Origin of the sequence: Photobacterium lipolyticum, assembly GCF_003026475.1 — a bacterium.
Taxonomy (GTDB): domain Bacteria; phylum Pseudomonadota; class Gammaproteobacteria; order Enterobacterales; family Vibrionaceae; genus Photobacterium; species Photobacterium lipolyticum.
Map to the genome: position 1 here is coordinate 76,027 of NZ_PYMC01000002.1, position 16,664 is coordinate 92,690.

14 protein-coding genes are annotated in these 16,664 nt (G+C 46.7%); 6 read left to right on the plus strand and 8 right to left on the minus strand.

Features of this window, described 5'->3' with window-relative positions:
- Positions 1-151: 151 nt before the first annotated feature.
- The 8 genes from C9I89_RS03180 to ptsP all read right to left on the minus strand — a co-directional run bounded on the left by C9I89_RS03180 (position 152) and on the right by ptsP (position 9,801).
- Complete coding sequence (locus C9I89_RS03180; protein WP_107281917.1) at positions 152-1,426, minus strand: FMN-binding protein; 1,275 nt, start codon at positions 1,424-1,426, stop codon at positions 152-154.
- Positions 1,427-1,492: 66 nt separating this feature from the next.
- Positions 1,493-1,768: a tetrachloroethene dehalogenase gene (locus tag C9I89_RS03185; RefSeq protein WP_107281918.1), complete on the minus strand. Its 276-nt coding sequence runs from the start codon at positions 1,766-1,768 to the stop codon at positions 1,493-1,495.
- Between the two features lie 10 nt (positions 1,769-1,778).
- Positions 1,779-3,197 carry a reductive dehalogenase gene (locus tag C9I89_RS03190; RefSeq protein ID WP_107281919.1) on the minus strand — a complete coding sequence of 473 codons (1,419 nt, stop codon included), beginning with the start codon at positions 3,195-3,197 and terminating at the stop codon, positions 1,779-1,781.
- Between the two features lie 140 nt (positions 3,198-3,337).
- Positions 3,338-4,255, minus strand: a complete 918-nt coding sequence (locus C9I89_RS03195; protein ID WP_107281920.1) for a LysR family transcriptional regulator — start codon at positions 4,253-4,255, stop codon at positions 3,338-3,340.
- 404 nt (positions 4,256-4,659) lie between these two features.
- A complete protein-coding gene (locus C9I89_RS03200; protein ID WP_107281921.1) occupies positions 4,660-5,607 on the minus strand; it encodes a KpsF/GutQ family sugar-phosphate isomerase in 948 nt (315 codons plus the stop codon).
- Positions 5,608-5,610: 3 nt separating this feature from the next.
- Positions 5,611-6,093, minus strand: a complete 483-nt coding sequence (locus tag C9I89_RS03205) for a heme-degrading domain-containing protein (protein ID WP_107281922.1) — start codon at positions 6,091-6,093, stop codon at positions 5,611-5,613.
- Positions 6,094-6,119: 26 nt separating this feature from the next.
- Entirely contained in the window at positions 6,120-7,160 is a 1,041-nt protein-coding gene (locus C9I89_RS03210) for an oxidoreductase (RefSeq protein ID WP_107282300.1), read from the minus strand.
- A 130-nt stretch (positions 7,161-7,290) separates the two neighbouring features.
- Positions 7,291-9,801: a phosphoenolpyruvate--protein phosphotransferase gene (gene ptsP, locus C9I89_RS03215; RefSeq protein ID WP_107281923.1), complete on the minus strand. Its 2,511-nt coding sequence runs from the start codon at positions 9,799-9,801 to the stop codon at positions 7,291-7,293.
- 467 nt (positions 9,802-10,268) lie between these two features.
- On the opposite strand from ptsP, the gene C9I89_RS03220 reads away from it, so the two are divergent.
- The 6 genes from C9I89_RS03220 (at position 10,269) to C9I89_RS03245 (ending at position 16,580) form a co-directional block, all read left to right on the plus strand.
- Positions 10,269-11,336, plus strand: coding sequence for a PTS fructose transporter subunit EIIC (locus C9I89_RS03220; protein ID WP_107281924.1), 1,068 nt, complete (start codon positions 10,269-10,271; stop codon positions 11,334-11,336).
- 75 nt (positions 11,337-11,411) lie between these two features.
- Positions 11,412-11,729, plus strand: coding sequence for a PTS fructose-like transporter subunit IIB (locus C9I89_RS03225; RefSeq protein ID WP_107281925.1), 318 nt, complete (start codon positions 11,412-11,414; stop codon positions 11,727-11,729).
- Between the two features lie 103 nt (positions 11,730-11,832).
- Positions 11,833-14,142 carry a formate C-acetyltransferase gene (locus tag C9I89_RS03230; RefSeq protein ID WP_107281926.1) on the plus strand — a complete coding sequence of 770 codons (2,310 nt, stop codon included), beginning with the start codon at positions 11,833-11,835 and terminating at the stop codon, positions 14,140-14,142.
- A complete protein-coding gene (locus C9I89_RS03235; protein WP_107281927.1) occupies positions 14,132-15,010 on the plus strand; it encodes a [formate-C-acetyltransferase]-activating enzyme in 879 nt (292 codons plus the stop codon). The genes C9I89_RS03230 and C9I89_RS03235 overlap by 11 nt, the downstream gene beginning before the upstream one ends.
- Positions 15,011-15,015: 5 nt before the next feature.
- Positions 15,016-15,876, plus strand: coding sequence for an SDR family oxidoreductase (locus C9I89_RS03240; protein WP_107281928.1), 861 nt, complete (start codon positions 15,016-15,018; stop codon positions 15,874-15,876).
- A gap of 26 nt (positions 15,877-15,902) precedes the next feature.
- Positions 15,903-16,580: a fructose-6-phosphate aldolase gene (locus tag C9I89_RS03245; RefSeq protein ID WP_107281929.1), complete on the plus strand. Its 678-nt coding sequence runs from the start codon at positions 15,903-15,905 to the stop codon at positions 16,578-16,580.
- Positions 16,581-16,664: the final 84 nt, after the last annotated feature.

Consider the following 16,664-nt stretch of genomic DNA (forward strand, 5'->3'; position numbering starts at 1 on the left):
CCAGCCGCGGGGTTATTGTTGAAGCGAGGGTTATAACTCGGGAATAAATTGCTGGATAAAAAAACCAACAATGGTCGCGACAGTAAGCAGAAACAGCGAGGCACTGATCAAGCGCTCACCTTTTGCAGGCTGCTCATTCCTGCCTCCTCGCTTAGCGGATCGTGTCGGCCGCTGGCTCTCTTTTTTTTGGCTTATCTGCGGGTTTATGCTCATGGGATACGTCCTTTATGGCTATTTGTTTTCCTTTGCGGAATTGTTTCAGGGTCTTGGCCCGCATCTCAACACTGTAAGTTAAGAAACGCCCCAGCGGGCAGAGCATCCGGCACCAGAAATCGTTGACGACAAATGCGCCGAAAATGCTTAGCGGCAGTATGTACCATTGAATCCCTACCCCTTCGAGAGAAAACAGCATTGAAAAAGGTTCGTAAGAACCTATGGCCGGCGTGCGGGACAAAAAGATCAGCATCAGCGACAGCCAGAGCAGCGCATTGGTCCACAATTTCATGCGCTGTTTCAACCAGGGGTAGAGCTGCAGGTTGAGCCCGCTGAGTTGATGCAACCAGCGCTGGATCTGGTGGAACGGGCAAAGCTTGGTGCAATAGACATTGCGGCCTAAAAACAGGATTGAGCCCAGTGAGCCTGTCAGCATGATGTACCACAACAAGTGTTGCTGAGGCGACGGAATATAGCCCAGCAGCAATGACCCTATCATGGTGATCGAGAGCGCGCTGTTGAGCCAATAACCGATTAAAACGACCGAGCTGATTGCCAGCAGCTGGTTATAGCGTTTTTGCCATTGCCGCGGTACCTTTTTAACAATGAGTGCAGCTACAAATAACAATACGGCCAGCAACTCTTTGTAGCCGACAATAAATTCAGGGCGTTGCCAGTTTTGCGGTAACGAATAACGCTCGGCGGCATTGTGGGCAGCGGCACGAATACCTGACGTCAGTCCTTGTGAGGAAAGCGTAGCCCCGCTGAGCCCATCGATATCAAGCCCAATCTGGTAGTCTTTGTTCAGCAGCTGGTTATCGAACTGGCGGTAAAACCGCCCCTGACGGAATCGGTTGATATACCCCGGGGTTTCTTTGTGCTCAAGCAATATAGTGCTTGTAATGCGTCCTTTCTCATTGGTTTCAACCGCCAGCAACATCGGGCCGCCGTAGCCTTGTGATTGTCCCAGACTGAGATAGCGAGTAACGTCGCCCTGCTTCAACTGATATTGCTCGCCCCGGACATCTGCTATTCGGGAAATTTCATCATTGGGGAAAGTTTGCTGTAATAGCTGCGGGTAGTTGGGTTGCTGCCAGATCAGACCGATAATAAACGCGGCGACCAGTGACGCCCAGCTGAAAACATGCAACCAGGGCAGCCCTTTCGTTTTTGCCCGAGGCCGCCGATGAGACCGTGAGAGTCCCTGAGACATATACTTCTCCAAAATAAAAAGCGGTCCCTGGCTGTGATAGCAAGAAACCGCCAGACTGTCTTGTTACTATTTGATAGCTGGCTGAATAAGCTTGCGCCAGGTGACAGCAGCCAGGATCAGAGTCGGCAAGCCAAAGCAGAGCATCCCCATAGCGCCCGACTGAGGTTCGCCTTCGGCAAAGGAGGCCCAGGACCAGCCGATGCAGATCCAGCCAAGCCCGAATGCACCTAACAGACCTAAGTTGGCCATCAGCCCGAGCTGGTAGCTACGCTTCAGATAGACATAGCCCCATAAAGCTGCGGTGGTGGCCATCCCCATCAAGTACCACATTAATCCAATCATAAGTCTCTCCTTAGGTGAAATCGCCGTCAAAGCCGCTGCGCCAGAATTTTATTACAGCTTTTTCATCGTTAATGTTGCCGTAACCAAACAGAATATCAGCCTGTTTCATCATGGTATGCACTGCACCACCGGTAAAGGTGTTGGAGGCGTCAATCAACCTGTGGTGCCAGAAATCGGGTTTATTCCATGGGCAAGCGGTAATACAGGCACCGCAGTCGCCGCCGTTATCTGACCAGAACTTGAAACACTTTTTGGAATCACTATAGAACTTGCGCATTCCCGATTGGCCATGCCAGGTGTAGCCGGGATCGTCACTGCCGGGGTAAGTTGGTCCCATAGAAGGTTTATCGTCCATGCTGATAGCACCGGACGGGCAGGATTCAGCACACCGTTTGCAGTTTTCACAGAAGGTCATAATGCCAAAATCGCGCGGTTTGTCATATGCGGCATCATCCAGCTCAAGATCGGTGTAGACTTTGCAGATACGTACCCGTGGCCCGAGAGTCGGCGCAATCAGCGTGCCGTTACGCGCCCCTTCCCCCAACCCGGCAGCAATGCCATAGGCAACGGAGTTACCAAGGTCATTGCCTGAACCGACAGCCTGGTAGCCGAGATTGCGAAGGAACTTGGCCATAGAGCCGGCCAGAACTGTATTCATGCTATAACCCATGGCTGCAGTCGAGGAGGCTGGGATCATCGGCGCCGTTGCCATTGCCTCATAGTCCATGTCCACCAGCATCACAATCACACTCTTTGGTTCGAACGGAAAGTCCTCTTCCCAGGTCATGACTTTATTCTGAGTAGCATCGTACAGCGGATCATAGTCCCAACGCTTGTCACGGCGACATATCCCGACCCGGGCGGCGCCGAATGTCTTGGCGGCCGTTTTAATCGCGCTGACCTTCTCAACTGAATCTTTGAACGGATACTTGTGGGAAGCGACATCGGACTGGTCCCAACCGAGAATGCCGCTGTTAGGTACCCCTGCGGCTTGCCTCGGTGCCAGTTGGTTCATAACTTCCCAGCATGCGCCTTCCAGGGCGTAATCCAGCTGGGTGTAGCCAACCTTGTCATTATCGGCACGTGTATGTGCTGTACGGTAATTGACTAAATGGTGCTGGAAGTTAAACGGTTTTTCCCCGGCCGCTATCGGGCCACCGGTGTCTTCACTAAAGTTCTGGTTGCGGTCGGGATGTTGCTCAGCCAGTGCCTTGCTGCAAGCAAAAGTGAGAAGGACATCGCGTTGATCCATTGAGCGATGATCTTCAGAAACTTCTACCGGAAACTGATCCTGTTCGACCCCCTCCACCTTGTGTTTTATCCAGCTTCCAGCTCCTGCCACAACACCGACACCAGCGACAGTTCCCGCGCTTAGTTTTAATAGCTGACGGCGTTTTTCATCGATGCCTTGCTTGTCTTGTTCGCTCATATTCACCCTTACATATTGCAATTGGTCCACAACCAAAAACGCTAGATGTTTAGGCGAATCTTATTTTCTTTATCTCTTTAGAGATATACCTGTATTTAGGAAGGACCTTTCTAAAAAATGCAAAAGTAGTAGCCAAATAATTATTTAATTAATTCAGCCTCTTGCTGTATTTTAGCTAACTTCTGCTGGAAAAAATCGAGCACAACACGTACTCGATGCGGTAGGTAGTAGCGACTGGAATAAAGCCCCCACATGCTAACATCCGTTGCGTATCGACCATCGAACAACAGCTTTAAGCGACCAGACTTGAGATGTTCCAGACACATAACCGGAGGCACCCAGGCGACACCCTGCGAGTTAATGGCACCTGCAATACAAAGTTCAATACTTTCAGATTCAAACGGCCCGTTAACTTCGACACTATGTAGCTTGTCGTTATGCAGCCATAACCAGTTATCGCTTGGCTGAGCACCTTTCGCTGTAAGAAGACAGGGATACTGGGTGAGCTGTTTCGGATGAACGAGGTCGGGATTACTTGCGACAAAGTCCGGACTGGCGACAAAACTGCGTTTGATTGTGTTCAGCCGCTGGCCAACCATTGAGCTATCCGGGGGGCTATCATGACCAATAAAGAGAACCAGATCGGCCTGAACATCCATTGGATTTTGACGGCTTTGATAAGAGATAAACTTCAGCCGTAAAGCAGGATAACGCTGACAAAGCAGGGGGAGCGCCTCGCTACAGGCATGACTGATAAAGTCCAGCGGGGCGGCAACTGTAACAAGACCTTGAGGCTGCGCCTGTAACTGGCCGACACTCATTTCCAGAGCTTCCACTTCTGCCAGAATTATTTTACTTCTCTCCAATAATTCAATACCGGCATCGGTCAGTGACAGACTACGGGTCGTTCGCTCCAGCAAACGGGTCCCGAGGTGTTGTTCCAACTGGGCGATATGGCGACTTACTTTTGATACCGGAATACCTAAAGCACGGGCAGCTGCACTCTGGCTTTTATATTCAGCAACCGTGGTAAATAAAATGAGATCTTCCGTCTTCATGGTAACTATCGTTATATGGCATATATAATATATCGACCATAATCATCAGTTCCCATAAATAATAATATGATCTCAAGCAGAATTTGTTTGATTTATATATAAAAGACCTCATGTGCAAGCTGATGCTCATTGAAAGTTCACACACAACATGTATCTCACAGCGCAGGATCAAATGATTAGGGTCTGTTATTACAATTCAAATATGATGTTTTCTGATTATTTAATCCCCCAGCAGTTTGCTAGGGGGATTTATTTAAATATCTTTCTTGATATGGTTTTATTATTTGTCACTACCAATACTGTACATAGTCAATTTTGTCCATGTTATTCCCTTCATAATTTTCATAACTAAAACGGTTGAGATTACGTAATTTGTTTCAAGTGGTTTGCGTATAACTTCTTAATTATTTCTTCAAAATACCGACCAATTGGCCTTGCTCACAAACCACTAACGATGAAATCTTTCTCTCCTCCATCAATTCCAATGCTGCATGGATTGATGTGTCAGGCGTGGTGGTAACCGGTGATGGAGAGCAAATGCTAGAAGCATCTAAAGCAAAGATTTCTTTTTGATGCCTTTCTATCGCTCGGCGCAGGTCGCCATCGGTGATCATCCCCACGATCTCCTGGCGCTCAACAGCCTCTTGATCTTCAACAACCAAAACCAGACCAAGTTGTCCTGTCGAAATGACACTGATCACCTCTACAAGTGGGGTTTGGCGACTCACAGTCGGAAGGTTCTCGGTGATCATGTCATCACTGACCCGCCCCAGTAAGCGACGGCCCAGACTGCCGCCCGGATGAAAACGGGCAAAATTTTCAGGCCTGAATTGTCTTGCTTGCATTAAAGTGACTGTCAGCGCATCGCCCATGACTAAGGTGGCAGTTGTCGATGTGGTTGGCGCTAACTGCAAAGGGCAAGCTTCCTGAGGAACAGCAATATTGAGATGACAGTGTGAATTTCTGGCTAGAGTCGATTCCGGTTTGCCTGTAATTGCGATGATCTGATTGCTGTTTTCTCGCAAAAAAGGAAGTAACTTCAGTACTTCATCTGTTTCGCCTGAATTGGAAATGGCGATAAATACATCTTCGGACTTCACCATTCCCAGGTCGCCGTGGAAAGCTTCGGCAGGATGCATAAAAAACCCAGGTGTACCGGTGCTAGCTAACGAGGCAGCTATTTTTTTTCCGATAATGCCGGACTTTCCCATTCCACACACTATGGTTCGACCTTCTGTGGTAAGGATCATATCCACCGCTTGAGTAAAGTCGTCACCCAAATTATCAGCCATGGATTGAAGGCCATTGATCTCTGCTTGAATAACATCCTTTGCAGTGCCTAATAGGTTCATGGCTTATTTCTCTTCTGATTTTTCGTCTTCGCTCAGAAAGCTTTCCAGAACATCAACAATAAGCTGATGGTCTTCCGCCTGAGGAAGTCCTGATACACTGATAGCACCTACAATTCCAACATTACGAATCGACAGCGGGAAAGAGCCCCCATAAGGGGCATATTCTTTTGGATCGACGAAAGAGCGCTCTTCAATGGTTTTCTCTTTTGCTTTACATGCGTTGCCCATATACCAAGAACTGCACTGATAGCGGTGAACCACATTACGCTTGCGCCGGATCCACTCAGCATTATCTATGGTGGTACCCGGCATGGCATAAAAGAACAGACATTGGCCATTGAACGTAATATCAATCGCCACACTGGCACCTCTTTTCTCAGCCAGGGTTTTGATGGAATAACCTAGTCCCCAGGCCCGCAGGTGACTGAAATGACCAAATTGCAGGCGCTGCTCTTGGGCAGCTATTTCATTGAGTATGTCGTTCATAGCTTTCTCTCACTATTTAGAAAAGGTTATAAATGGATCCGGCGCCCTTGCTCATCACTTCGATAGGCAGCCTCAATAATACGAATAACAGTTAATGCTTCTTCGGCACAGACAGGCAATGCAGAGCCGGTTCTGATGGCATCAGCAACTTGAAGGTAAAATTGCTCGTAGCCCCCATGGCAGGTCGGAATCGTTCCATAGCAGGGCACATCATCAAGAAGGAAGTCTATCCGGCCATATAACTCTGGCTTATCTATCCCCCATTCCGGACTTTTGGGGCCAATTCCCTGGCGCAGAAGCTCCTCTTGAGGATCCATGCCATGTTTGATGAAAGAACCCTTATCGCCAAAGATCTTGAAACGCGGCCCGGGGGTTGTGCTCAGGCAGTTACCATGCAGGATCACTTCTCGTGTCGGGTAGCTCAGGATGAGATGGAAATGGTCAACGGCCTGGGCTCCGGAACGTTGATTTCGCAAATGGGCATCGACAGAATCAGGCATGCCAAAAAGCTGCAAAACCTGATCTATCAGGTGCGATCCCAAATCGTACAGGATCCCCGAACCCGGCTCATTACGTTCTCGCCAGCGTTCCTGAACATGCGGGCGATAACGGTTGTAGTTGGAAATAAAGGTATGAACCTCACCCAATTTTCCTTCATCAATTAATTTTTTAACAGTGAAAAAGTCACCATCAAAACGTCGGCTCTGATAAACCGTCAGCAGTTTGTTCTGATCTTTTGCCAATCGAATCAGCGCTTCGCCTGAAGGGCTATTAATCACGAAGGGTTTTTCAACCACAACATGCTTTCCGGCCTTAAGCGCTGCCGCGGCCATGGCGTAATGCTGCTCGTTCGGGGTTGCTATGACGACAAGTTCTACCTCACTTTCCGCCAATAGTTTTCCAAGGGTGTTGTAAACCTCAACCTGAGGTAATACCGCCCTAACCTTTTCTGAGTTGCTCGATAGAACGGCGGTTAAATCCAGTGCAGACACGGCTTGAATCACTGGCGTTTGAAAGCATCGGCCGGAGATGCCAAAACCGATGATGGCTGTTTTAATTGGGTTCATTCCATTCTCGATACATGTTGAGTTGAACACCGCGGTATGAGAACGAAACATTCTCACAGCATATAAACTTGGAAAGAAAAAGGCGGCATCTTTAGAGACAAACAAGATGCCGCCAGAGGGTAAAACGAAGTTACAGTTCCAGCTCAGCCTTGAGGATCTGCTCGACCTGCTCAACAGATTGGGCATTTAACAGATTCTGACGGAACTGTTCATGCATAATTCGACGAGCTAGTTTTGAGAAAATCTTCATGTGCTGATCACCGGCCGCATGCTTGTTCAACGTTAGCATGATGACAAATTGCGCTTCGTCATCACCCCACAGGATAGGTTTCGCCAGTCTGGTCACACTGATAGTCGACTGCTCAATGTGCTCACTTTTGGTATGTGGAATAGCAAAACCAAAACCCAAACCGGTTGAGAACACATCTTCCCTTGCCCATAAATCGTCGGCCAGTTTGTTTTGATACCGGCAGCGACCAGCCAGGAACAGGTTGTCGGTCAGTGTTTTAATCACTTCTTCTTTACTATTCAGATCCGCATCAAGGGTAATGCACTCTTTAGTGATTAATGGTGCGTCAGTCTGCTCCATACGGAATTGAGCCAGCAAGTGTTCCACTTCTAACGTGGTTCGGCAGTTCATTGCTTTGTTAAGCAACTGACGGCATTGGCGGCTATCAAGCTTAGCGATACGTTCTTTCGTTGCCGGAATGCTTGGTGCACTCATACTAATTTCATCTAAGCCCAAACCAACCAGCAATGGCAGAACCGACCCTTTGGCCCCTAATTCACCACATAAACCAATCCACTTTCCATGACGGTGAACTTCACGCACAACATGATCCAGAGTGCGTAGAAATGCTGGATTCAAGCTATTGTAGGTCTTTGTGACTTTGGCATTGTCACGATCGACTGCCATGAGATATTGGGTCAGGTCATTTGAGCCGATAGAGAAGAAATCAATTTCTTCGCAGCACTGATCAATAATGAAGGCTATAGACGGCACTTCCAGCATAATGCCGAATGAAATTTTTTCATCAAACGGGAGTTTTTCTTTGCGAAGTTCCTGACGGACTTCGGCTAATACATCTTTCACCCAGAGAATTTCTTCAACAGATGAAATCATCGGGATCATGATTTTTAACGGGCCGTGGGCTGATGCACGTAAAATACTGCGTAGCTGGGTTTTGAATAGCTCGATAAACTCTTCGTAAATTCGTACTGCACGATAGCCCAGGAATGGATTGTTTTCCGCTGGGATCTTCAAGTAATCAACGGGCTTATCGCCACCGATATCGATGGTGCGTACGATAATCGGTTTGTCATTTGCCGCTTCAATCGCCTGGCAAAAAATATTGTAGAGTTCATCTTCATCCGGCGCACTGGTGCGGTCCATGTAGAGCATTTCGGTACGGAAAAGGCCAACACTTTCTGCACCATTATTGAATGCCGGTTTGGCCTCAATAGCGTGTGCGATATTGGCAGCAATTTCAATTTTTATACCATCAGCCGTCTGACCTTGCTGCTCACGGAATTGGCTTTGTCGCACAGCAACGATATCTTTAACTCGTTGCTCTTCTTGATAGTAACGAGTGACTGGTTCATTAATTTCAGTCACAACTAAACCAAGATCGCCATCAAGCAAGACTTCTGAATCGAGATAGGCCGTGACTGAATTTTCATCGATACCAACCAGGGTCGGAATACCAAATGAGCGAGCAAGAATAACCGTATGTGAAGTGCTGCCACCATGAGTCAGCATTAGCCCTTTCAACAGGCTTTTATCTAGCTCGAGAAACTGACTTGGTGTTAAATCATCGGCCAGACAGATCGATGGCTCGGTAAGTGTGAGTTTATTATCAAAGTGATCTTCGCCGTAAACCGCTTGCAGTAACTGAAAACAGATATCACGAATATCCAGTTCACGCTCGCGCAGATAGCTGCTGGAAGAGTTCTGAAGCTGTTCGCAGTAGTATTGAGCTGTTGCGATAATTGCATTGGCACAATTTTGTTTGTCTTCGCACAGGCTCTGTTCCAGTTTTGCACGAAACTCCTCATCGTTAATAATCGATAAGTGTGCTTCAATCACAGCCAGTTCTGTGCCGGCGCCAACTTTCTTTTGTAAGGTGAGTGAGGAAGTCACTTTTTCAAGGCCCTGAGCCAGCATAACTTGCTCTTCGTCATAACCGCATGCAGGAGGCAAACCGGTTAACGCATCAAAGTTAATACTCCCCGCACGCAGCAACTTACCCTGGCCAAAACCTGCGCTAACAGGACGTCCGCGAACCAAACTAAGATCCAGATTGCTCAAGTTACGCGGAAGCGGTTCAAATTCACCATCATCACTCGCTACGGTTTCAAGTGCCTCATCACAATGAGGAAATTCCTCTTTAATAAACCTGGTTAGCCGCTCAAATGCTGCTGCTTCATCTTCCCCCTCAATAGTGATTAAGCATTTATCACCAAGTAATGTATCGGTTCCAATGAGTGATAAAACACTTTTTGCGTTAGCTACCGCACCAGTACGCTCGTTTTGCCAATTAATCGTCGCTTTAAATTCATTACACAGAGCTTCTACATTACTTGCAGGACGAGCATGTACACCATTTGGCAGCTCGCAAGAAAAGGTCAGGGTCTTAGCCATAGTTGTTGCCTCAGAAATTGTTCAATCCCACTGGATTTGAGTGAATACGTGATTTATTACAAAGAATAATGATTGAAACAAAGAGTAACTATGGGACATTTCTACGAAACACTAGACAAATGTGACTACTTCTTTGCAATGTGATCTCGCTCAAATTTGCTATAAAAAGCATCTCCTTTATAGATAAAGCATCATTTCAAAGCCACCACCTACAAATAAAACCTTGAAATTTAATGAATTAAAACTTAACCCGACAAAATGGTGCTTGTTTATGGATTTTCGTGAGTCAGATCACCCTTTCATCCAGATCTAACAATAATCCAGTAAATAGCATTTTTGTCTTCTCTTTATGAAGACTCATTTCTTCCACTATTTAATACGAACCAACAAATCAACCACATCAATCATTAAAAAAATTAATTTGATCAAATAGTGAAGTTTGATCCTCTGTATCTAAGGAGAGCGTCATGAATGACCTCATAAATATTTTAAAAAATACCAGGCAGCACCTGATGACAGGTGTTTCACATATGATCCCGTTTGTTGTTGCCGGTGGCATATTGTTGGCGGCATCTGTAATGCTCTATGGCGAAGGTGCCGTTCCTGAAGAAGGTACATGGCTTCATGACTTATTCTTTATCGGGGTAGCCGGCTTCCAACTTATGGTTCCCATTCTAGCCGCTTATATTGGTTACTCGATTGCTGATCGCTCGGCATTAGCACCATCTGCCATTGCCGCTTTTATCGGCGCTAATATGTACAACACCGGCTTTTTCGGTGCCATCTTCGCCGGTCTGCTCGGCGGTATTGTTGTTTTCTACCTGAAGAAAATAAAAGTACCCGCGTTTGCACGCTCAGTTATGCCAATTTTCGTCATTCCGATTATTGGTACCTTTATTACCGCCGGCGCTATCGTCTGGGGGATCGGTGAGCCTATCGGTACTTTAACAGCAACGTTGACCGAGTTCCTGAAAGGAATGCAAGGCTCCAGTATTGTCGTACTAGCGATCATCATGGGTCTGATGATCTCCTTTGATATGGGCGGGCCGGTTAATAAAGTCGCCTATGCGTTCGTTATTCTTTCCGTAGGTGAAGGGCTTTACGATGTTGCGGGGATTAGTTCCGTTGCTGTCGCAGTTCCATCTGTCGGTATGGGCCTTGCCACCTTCCTCGGTAAAAAACTGTATGACGCCGACGAGCAGGAAGCTGGTCGAGCTTCCATTCTAATGGGTACGATGGGTATTACTGAAGGTGCAATTCCATTCGCGGCGGCAGATCCGCTACGCGTACTCCCTTCTATCATGATTGGTACTGCTACCGGTGCAGTTACTGCGGCTGTATTAGGTGTTAAAAGCTATGCCGCCTGGGGTGGTCTGATTGTATTGCCTGTCGTTGAAGGTCGATTCAGTTTCATTATCGCATTGGTTGTCGGCTCATTAGTCACGGCACTAATGGTTAACTTCCTTAAAGCATTTCGTCCACAAGTAGTCGAAGAGAAAAAAAATGATGTCGATATAGATTTTGAAATCGGCTAACAGCTCAAATTCAGGCATATATTGCGCCTTTTAATCTGTATTAACTTTTTGTTTATTTAATTTATGGTGTCCAAAATGAAAAAAATTATCGCAGTTACAGCTTGTCCGTCTGGCGTTGCTCACACTTACATGGCTGCAGAATCAATTTCTCAGGCAGCGAAAGGTAAAGGCTGGGAATGTAAAGTTGAAACTCAAGGCTCTATCGGTATCGAAAACGAATTAACTAATGCCGAAATAGAAGCGGCAGATCTTGTCATACTGACTAAAGATGTCGGGATCAAAAACGGAGAACGATTTGAAGGAAAAACTATCGTTCGTATCGGTGTCAGTGATGCTGTTAAACGATCCGACGCGGTCATGGCCAAGGTCGAAGCCTTCTTTAACAAACAATAACCCCCCAGTATTGTAACCCTTTATTTTTAAGCTAAGCAGGGGCTCCCCCTGCTTTCATCTCCTCCGATATTTGTGGTTTAACCAGCAGGAGTCTAGAACGATTATGACTACAGAACGCATTACTCATCTTAAAACCAGTTTATTTGATGCCCCACGCGAAATATCTCTGGAAAGAGCCTTGCTGTATACCGAAAGTCATCAGCAGACCGACGGTGAACCAACACTCATTCGTCGGGCCAAGGCAACATCTCATGTAATGGATAATGTTGCGATCTCAATTCGGGAAGATGAGCTCATCGCAGGTAACCGCACCGTAAAGCCTCGTGCAGGGATAGTTTCACCTGAAATGGATCCCTATTGGATAGACAACGAGCTGGATATTTTCTTTTCTCGGCCACAGGACAAGTTTGAGATCGCCGAGCAAGACAAGAGGATTTACCGCGAGCAGTTGCTGCCATACTGGTCACAACGCTCGATGAAAGATTTCATCAATAGCCAATTTCCTGATGAGATCCGAGATGCGACCCGCCAGAAAGTTTTTTCAGTCAACCAGACTGACAAAGGGCAAGGACACATCATCATTGACTATGATCGCCTGTTGAAAAATGGTCTGGGCCGTCTTACCGATGAAATGGCATCGTTAGCGACACAAAACCCGGATAACCATTTCTACACAGCAGTGCAGTTACTGCTAGAAGCCAGTACCCGGCATATTCGCCGCTATGAGCATTTAGCCCAGGAAATGGCGGATAACTTGGGGCTTGAAGGAAACCCTGAACGCGCTGCTGAATTGAAGCAGATAGCTGAAATCTCGGCAAAAATTGCTATTGAGCCACCAGAGACATTCTATGAAGCGTGTCAGCTATTCTGGTACATGAATATAATTCTGCAATACGAGTCCAATGCGAGTTCACTTTCCCTGGGCCGTTTTGATCAGTACATGCTGCCATTTTACCGCGCATCACTGGATGCAGGTGAAAATCCCGCCTTCTTGCAAGAGTTACTGGAAAGTCTTTGGGTAAAGATGAATGACATTGTGCTGCTGCGCTCGACTAATAGTGCCAAGTTCTTTGCCGGGTTCCCGACCGGCTATACCATACTACTCGGTGGATTGAACGAAACGGGTCATAGCGCCGTCAACGAACTGTCAACGTTATGTCTGGACTCTTACCAAAATATTCAACTGCCTCAGCCAAACTTAGGGGTGCGGATCAACGAACTTATCGACCGTAAGTTCTTACAAAAAACCGCAGAAACCATCCGTCTGGGAACCGGTATTCCTCAAATTTTTAACGATGAAGTGGTGGTGCCTGCCTTTCTGAATCGGGGTGTATCACTCGAAGATGCCCGTGACTACGCCGTCGTAGGTTGTGTGGAATTATCCATTCCGGGTAAGACTTATGGCCTGCACGATATTGCGATGTTTAATCTGCTTAAAGTCATGGAACTGGTTCTTAAGCGCAATCAGCATAACCCGGATGTGAGTTATGACAGCTTGGTTGGACAAATTCGTGACGATATCTGCCACTACGTAAAACTGATGGCGAAAGGCTCAAATATTTGTGATATCGGCCACCGGGACTGGGCACCCGTACCGCTGCTTTCCTCTTTCATCAACGACTGTATCGAAAATGGACAAGATATTACCGACGGTGGTAGTCGTTATAACTTCTCGGGCGTACAGGGGATCGGTATTGCTAACCTGTCAGATTCGCTCCATGCACTCAAAAAATTTGTGTTCGAAGAAAAACGCATGGGCTATGCGGATTTCATAGAAACGCTGAACTGCAATTTCGAAAATGAAGGTGGCAACAAGGTTCGTGCTCGACTGATCAATCGTTACGAGAAATTCGGTAATGACATCGATGAAGTCGACATGATCAGTACGGAGTTATTACGCCTGTTCTGTAAAGAAGTCGAGCAATACGATAATCCACGTGGTGGTAAATTTACCCCGGGATCTTATACCGTCTCAGCCCATATCCCACTCGGCGAAGTGGTTGGTGCAACACCGGATGGACGCTTAGCTAAAGAGCAGCTGGCCGACGGCGGTCTGTCACCTATGCTCGGTCAAGATCAGGCAGGACCGACGGCGGTACTCAAGTCAGTCAGTAAACTTGATAACTATCTGTTATCCAATGGCAGTCTGCTCAATGCCAAGTTTACGCCAGGCACACTTGAAGGTGAGCAAGGCATTAACAAGCTGTGTGACTTCTTACACGCATTTATGAAGCTCAAGTTACAGCACATTCAGTTTAACGTGCTTAACGCTGACACGTTAAAAAAGGCGCAGGAAAAACCCGAAGACTATGCCGGCTTAGTGGTACGCGTTGCCGGCTACAGTGCGTTCTTTGTTGAGTTGTCCAGGGAAATCCAGGACGACATTATTCGTCGAACTGCCCATGAGTTGTAACGGCATATCGGCTGCACCCCAAATACTCAATGAGCGAGAGGGCCGCGTATTCAATATCCAGCGCTATTCGCTTAATGATGGTCAGGGCATTCGCACGGTGGTGTTTTTTAAGGGGTGTCCTCTGACCTGTCCTTGGTGCGCAAACCCTGAATCACGCTCACCGAAGCAACAAATGATCAAGCGGGAAGCAAAATGCATTCATTGTGATGTTTGTGTTCTTGATACAAAAGAAAGCATCGATGAATGTCCAAGCGGTGCCTTGGAGGTTGTCGGTAACAACATGACATTCGATGAGATTGTCGCTGAAATTGAAAAAGACAGTGTCTTTTTCCGCACCTCCGGTGGTGGCGTGACCTTGTCTGGTGGCGAGGTGATGGCTCAAGCACCTTTTGCTATCGAACTCGCAAAACGTCTCAAAGGGTTGAATTATCCGGTCGCGATAGAAACCACAGGACAAGGCAATCAAAGGCATTTATTGGCATTGGGTAAATTGTGCGATGAAGTCCTTTACGACTTCAAAATTATGGATGCTGAACGCGCAAAATCTATCACGGGTATCGATTTGCCAAAGGTGCTCGATAACTTTAACGCATTGATTAAAGCTGGTGTGAATGTGATCCCACGTTTGCCTCTTATTCCTGGCTATACCTTGGATTTAATGAATGTGGATCGGGTATTGCGGTTCTTACAACCTTTTGAACTCGATGAGATCCATCTACTGCCCTTTCACCAATACGGTGCAAACAAATACGACAATTTGAAATTAAATTACTTATTAAAAGACGTACCGGTTCCATCGCCAAATGAAATTGAAGCGATTCGCCGTCACGTAGAAGCCGCAGGCTATCAAGTCATTATTGGAGGTTAAATCTGATGAAAAAGAAAATATTACTAACGGGCGCCAACGGTTTTTTCGGTACACGATTTATTAAAGCGTACCAGCACCAATTTGAGATCTATGCCACCGATGTTGAACAGTTAGACATCACAAATAGCGAACAGGTGATGGCAACGTTTGCTGAAATCAAGCCTGATTATGTTATTCATGCCGCCGCGATTGCGGTGACTGATTTCTGTAATCAGCACCCCGAAGTTGCCCACAAAGTAAACGTTGATGGCGCAGTCAACGTTGCCAAGGCATGCCGGGAGGTTGGCAGCAAACTGGTATTTATCAGCACCGAGCAGGTCTTTAACGGCAATAAAGAATCCGGTCCATATAACGAGACCGACTTACCCGAGCCAGATACCGTTTACGGCCAAAACAAATTGGAAGCAGAAGGCAAGCTAAAAGAGATCCTTAAAGAACTTTGGGTCATTCGATTCACCTGGTTATTCGGTTTGCCTGAACGCCAGACCAATATCAATCCAAATGTAGTTTGGAATACGCTACAAAGCCTCATTTCAGGGACCAAACTGGTGGAACGGACCAACGAATTCCGCGGCCTGACCTATGTTCACGAACTGATCGATCAGTTCGACAAAATATTTGAGATCCCTTATGACACCTACCATGTCGGTGCCAAGAATGATCTGAGCCGCTATGACATTGCACGGCACATTTTAGTTGAACTTGGACAACAAGAGCGCCTTGATCAACTGCTTGAAGGTATCGAAGGCCAAACGGTACGGGATATCCGCCTTGATACCTCTAAGCTCGCCGCACACGGCATTACCTTTACCGACAGTCACGAAGCGATAAACTGCTGCCTGAATGAATTTAGTTTTAAGATTTAATTATTATAATATTTGGAGTTTAAACAATGATTTACATGCTAGACACTGCGAACCTTGCCGCTATTGCTAAAGCTGTCGACCTTTACCCACTCGCAGGGGTTACCACCAACCCATCGATTATTGCTAAAGAAAACCGTCCATTGCGTGAGATTTTACTCGATATCCGCGAAATTATCGGCCAGGAGCGCATGCTGCATGCGCAAGTGATGGGTAAAACAGCACCTGTCATGGTGCAGGAAGCTAGTGCACTGCGTAATATTGATGAAAACCTAATCATCAAAGTACCTGTAACGGCTGAAGGTATGAAAGCTATTCGCTTGCTTGCAGCAGATGGTGTTCGAGTAACAGCTACGGCTATTCTTACTCCACAACAAGCACTTATGGCTGCAGTTGCGGGTGCTGAGTTCCTCGCACCTTATGTCAATCGTCTGGATAACATCTGCGGTGATGGTGTAAAAGTTACTGAAGAAATCGTTCAGCTGCTTGATCGTTACAACCTCAATTCTAAAGTGCTGGCCGCATCATTCAAAAATGTTCAGCAAGTTCACGATGTAGCAAAGGTCGGTGCACAGTCCATTACTGTCGCACCTGATGTGTTTGACTTGCTCATTCAACACCCACTCACAGATTCTGGCGTAGCCGGATTTGTCGGTGACTGGGAAAGCGTTTATGGCGAAGGTACGACTGTTTTAGATGTAATCTAACCCGATTAAGTGTCATTTAGTGATCTAATAAAGCACTTTAGCGTTAAAAGAAGGTATAATCCGTTATATCTTCCTTTTCTGAAA

What these genes read in the sequence shown, in the direction of transcription:
- C9I89_RS03240 (WP_107281928.1), top strand. Translation starts at nt 15,016, where the DNA reads ATGAAAAAGAAAATATTACTAACGGGCGCCAACGGTTTTTTCGGTACA.
- C9I89_RS03200 (WP_107281921.1), bottom strand. Translation starts at nt 5,607, where the DNA reads ATGAACCTATTAGGCACTGCAAAGGATGTTATTCAAGCAGAGATCAAT.
- C9I89_RS03190 (WP_107281919.1), bottom strand. Translation starts at nt 3,197, where the DNA reads ATGAGCGAACAAGACAAGCAAGGCATCGATGAAAAACGCCGTCAGCTA.
- C9I89_RS03220 (WP_107281924.1), top strand. Translation starts at nt 10,269, where the DNA reads ATGAATGACCTCATAAATATTTTAAAAAATACCAGGCAGCACCTGATG.
- C9I89_RS03230 (WP_107281926.1), top strand. Translation starts at nt 11,833, where the DNA reads ATGACTACAGAACGCATTACTCATCTTAAAACCAGTTTATTTGATGCC.
- C9I89_RS03205 (WP_107281922.1), bottom strand. Translation starts at nt 6,093, where the DNA reads ATGAACGACATACTCAATGAAATAGCTGCCCAAGAGCAGCGCCTGCAA.
- ptsP (WP_107281923.1), bottom strand. Translation starts at nt 9,801, where the DNA reads ATGGCTAAGACCCTGACCTTTTCTTGCGAGCTGCCAAATGGTGTACAT.
- C9I89_RS03180 (WP_107281917.1), bottom strand. Translation starts at nt 1,426, where the DNA reads ATGTCTCAGGGACTCTCACGGTCTCATCGGCGGCCTCGGGCAAAAACG.
- C9I89_RS03245 (WP_107281929.1), top strand. Translation starts at nt 15,903, where the DNA reads ATGATTTACATGCTAGACACTGCGAACCTTGCCGCTATTGCTAAAGCT.
- C9I89_RS03195 (WP_107281920.1), bottom strand. Translation starts at nt 4,255, where the DNA reads ATGAAGACGGAAGATCTCATTTTATTTACCACGGTTGCTGAATATAAA.
- C9I89_RS03225 (WP_107281925.1), top strand. Translation starts at nt 11,412, where the DNA reads ATGAAAAAAATTATCGCAGTTACAGCTTGTCCGTCTGGCGTTGCTCAC.
- C9I89_RS03185 (WP_107281918.1), bottom strand. Translation starts at nt 1,768, where the DNA reads ATGATTGGATTAATGTGGTACTTGATGGGGATGGCCACCACCGCAGCT.
- C9I89_RS03210 (WP_107282300.1), bottom strand. Translation starts at nt 7,160, where the DNA reads ATGAACCCAATTAAAACAGCCATCATCGGTTTTGGCATCTCCGGCCGA.
- C9I89_RS03235 (WP_107281927.1), top strand. Translation starts at nt 14,132, where the DNA reads ATGAGTTGTAACGGCATATCGGCTGCACCCCAAATACTCAATGAGCGA.